The organism is Ochrobactrum sp. PL_is501 (assembly GCF_055816895.1).
Map to the genome: position 1 here is coordinate 1 of NZ_JBVPGR010000006.1, position 2828 is coordinate 2828.

Below are 2828 nucleotides of genomic sequence, written 5' to 3' on the forward strand. Positions count from 1 at the left end.
CGCGACAGGGCGCGCAGCAGCGTGGACTTGCCGCAGGCGTTCGGGCCGACGATCACTGTGAAGGAGCCATCCGGGATCGAGACGGACAGGCTTCTGGAAATCGTCCGCTCGTCATAGCGCAGGGTTACGTTGTCGGCATGAAGGCGACCAGGCCGGAATTGCGAATGGGTCATTTACGGCCCTCCCGTATCAATAGCCAGATGAAGTAGAAACCGCCGAGGCTGACGGTCATGACGCCGACGGGGAGCTGAACGCCGAAAGCATGCTGCGCGGCCCAGTCGGCGGCAAGCAACAGAAGACCGCCCGTCAGCGCGGATGGAATGAGAGCGACACCGGCCGAGTGGGTCAACCGTCGTGCGATCTGTGGAGCCGCAAGCGCGATGAAGGAGATCGGACCAGCCGCAGCCGTCACGATGGCGGTCAACGCGACACCGAGGACCATCAGGGCAAGCCGCGTGCGGTTGGCGTTGACACCGGACGCCCGTGCCATATCGTCGCCCATTTCGAGCTGGCGCATCGGGCGCGACAGCAAGAGCGTCAGGGGGACGACGATACAAAGCACGACGGCGACCGGCACAAGCTGCTCGAAGCCGAGACCGTTGAGCGAGCCTGCGCCCCATATGGCGGCAGACATGGCCACCTGAAGCTCCGCCTCGCGGATCATCCATGCGTTGAAAGCCGACAGCATCGCCGCTACACCGATGCCGACGACGATCAGCCGAAAACCCTGCACGCCGCGCCGGTAGGCCAGAAGATAAACGGCCATCGCCGTGACGATGCCGCCGATCAGCGCGCCAGCCGCCGTCTCGTAATAACCGCCAGACAGCAGCAGGATGACCACGAGCGCGCCAGTATAGGAGCCTGCCGAGAAGCCGATAATGTCGGGTGATCCAAGCGGATTGCGGGTGAGACTCTGGAAGATCGCTCCGCTCATGGCGAGCGCGCCGCCGAGCAGGAAGGCTAGTGCAACACGCGGCAGACGCCATTCCACCACGATCATTCGCACCATGTCGTCGCCTTGGCCCACGAGAGCGCCAAGCACATCGATCAAGGCGATCGGATATTTGCCGCTCGTCAACGAAATTGCCGCAATGCCCAGCGATAGAATGGCAAGCGCAAGACCGGTGAATATAGAAAGCCTGTCGAACCGGGCTGACAGACGGCCGCGGAAACCCCGTACGACATGCACGGAACGGCCAAAGTCGATACGCGAAGAAGGCTGAACCGTCATAATCCACTTGCTTTCTTCCGCCGTGCCAGCAGGATCAGGACAGGCGCGCCGATGAAGGCCGTGACAATGCCTGCTTCCAGTTCGCCCGGAAATAGCACCAGACGTCCGGCAATATCGGCGGAAAGCAGCAGTACCGGCGCGTAGATCATCGTCAGCGGAATGATCCAGCGCTGATCGGGCCCAACAATCCAGCGCACCACATGCGGCACCATCAGGCCGACGAAGCCGATTGGGCCAGCGGCAGCAGTTCCAGCTCCGGCCAGAAGCGTGACAGCGACGAGCGTCAGTATCCGGGCGCGGAGAATGTTGGCACCCAGCGAACGAGCCAGATCGTCACCGAGCGCCACGGCGTTGAGAGACCGAGCCGCCAGTAAAGCAATCACCAGTCCTGCAGCGATAAAAGGAGCGACCGTTGCCACGATCTCCATATTCCTGCCGGCAACGGAGCCGATGGACCAGAACCGTATGGAATCGAAGGCCTGCGGATCGAGCAGCGTGATCGCCGAGCCGATGCCGCCGAGAACGGCAGAAAGGGCAACGCCCGCCAGCACAAGACGAACGGGCGTTGCACCGTCACGGCCCACTGCCCCGAGCGCGTAAACTGCAAGCGTCACAAGGATCGCGCCTAGAAAGGCGAACCACAAATAGGCGTCAATGGAATGGAAGCCGAACAGCCCGACCGAAAGCGTCACGAAAAAGGCAGCACCGGCATTGACGCCGAGAATGCCCGGATCGGCCAAAGGATTGCGCGTCGCAGCCTGTATCAGCGCGCCCGACACGCCGAAAGCCGCGCCGCAGAGAATACCGAGCAGGGTGCGTGGCAGGCGATAGTCACGAACCACTATGTGATCAATCCACTGCATATCGGGCGAGAACAACGCACCGAGCGCCGTCCTTACAGAAATTGGACGCGCACCGAACAGGAGGCTTGTGAGCGAAACCGCTACAAGCAAAGCCAGGCCGACTACGATTCCAGTCCATCGCGGCGTATGACCGACGCTAACGGTGTTCACGGTTTTGCGGACGGGAACAGGGACGGTCACGTTCACACTCGCGCCTGCCCTTCGATCCAGTAGCCGATGGCGTCGATGCGACGCTTGTCGAAACCAAGCACATCACGGAAATGCTTGCGGCAATCAGAAGCCGCCCGCGCTTCACCGGCGATATAAATATAGCCGGGGCCTTCTGGCAGCTCCGTGATCTCGCGCGCAATGCGCGGCAACTCCGTATATCCAGGCCGTTCTGGCTTCATGCCATGGCAGGCGTGCCAGGTAACCAAAGCATCAGCCTTGGTGACTATGACCTGCCGATCATCCTCCGATGGAATTTCCACATGCACAATAGCCCGAAACCCTTCCGGCAGTTCCTCCAGAATACGACCAACAGCCGGAAGACCGGTAATGTCCGTCAGCATCAACAGCCATTCACTGCCCCTGGGTATCCAGAAGCGGCCCTCCGGGTTGCAGATGCCCACGATGTCACCAGGACGTGCCGTTATGGCCCAACTGGCTCCCACTCCGCCTTCATGTGCGACCAGATCGATAACCATCTCACCGGTCGTGCCATCCCAGCGCCGCACCGTGTAAGGACGGTTTGG

General features: G+C 61.4%; 4 protein-coding genes. All 4 read right to left on the bottom strand.

Annotation, left to right across the window (positions count from 1 at the left end; all coding sequences use genetic code 11):
- Positions 1-173, bottom strand: a 173-nt coding sequence (locus AC0TOF_RS00040) for an ATP-binding cassette domain-containing protein (protein ID WP_473766725.1), incomplete at its 3' end; no start/stop codon positions are given.
- Positions 170-1231, bottom strand: coding sequence for a FecCD family ABC transporter permease (locus tag AC0TOF_RS00045; RefSeq protein WP_473766723.1), 1062 nt, complete (start codon positions 1229-1231; stop codon positions 170-172). The genes AC0TOF_RS00045 and AC0TOF_RS00040, both read right to left, overlap by 4 nt.
- Positions 1228-2280 (bottom strand): FecCD family ABC transporter permease, encoded by a 1053-nt coding sequence (locus AC0TOF_RS00050; protein ID WP_139346516.1) that lies wholly within the window; start codon positions 2278-2280, stop codon positions 1228-1230. Before AC0TOF_RS00050 ends, AC0TOF_RS00045 begins: the two co-directional genes overlap by 4 nt.
- On the bottom strand, positions 2277-2828 hold a 552-nt coding region (locus tag AC0TOF_RS00055), incomplete at its 5' end, for a siderophore-interacting protein (protein WP_473766724.1). The genes AC0TOF_RS00055 and AC0TOF_RS00050, both read right to left, overlap by 4 nt.

What these genes read in the sequence shown, in the direction of transcription:
- AC0TOF_RS00045 (WP_473766723.1), bottom strand. Translation starts at nt 1,231, where the DNA reads ATGACGGTTCAGCCTTCTTCGCGTATCGACTTTGGCCGTTCCGTGCAT.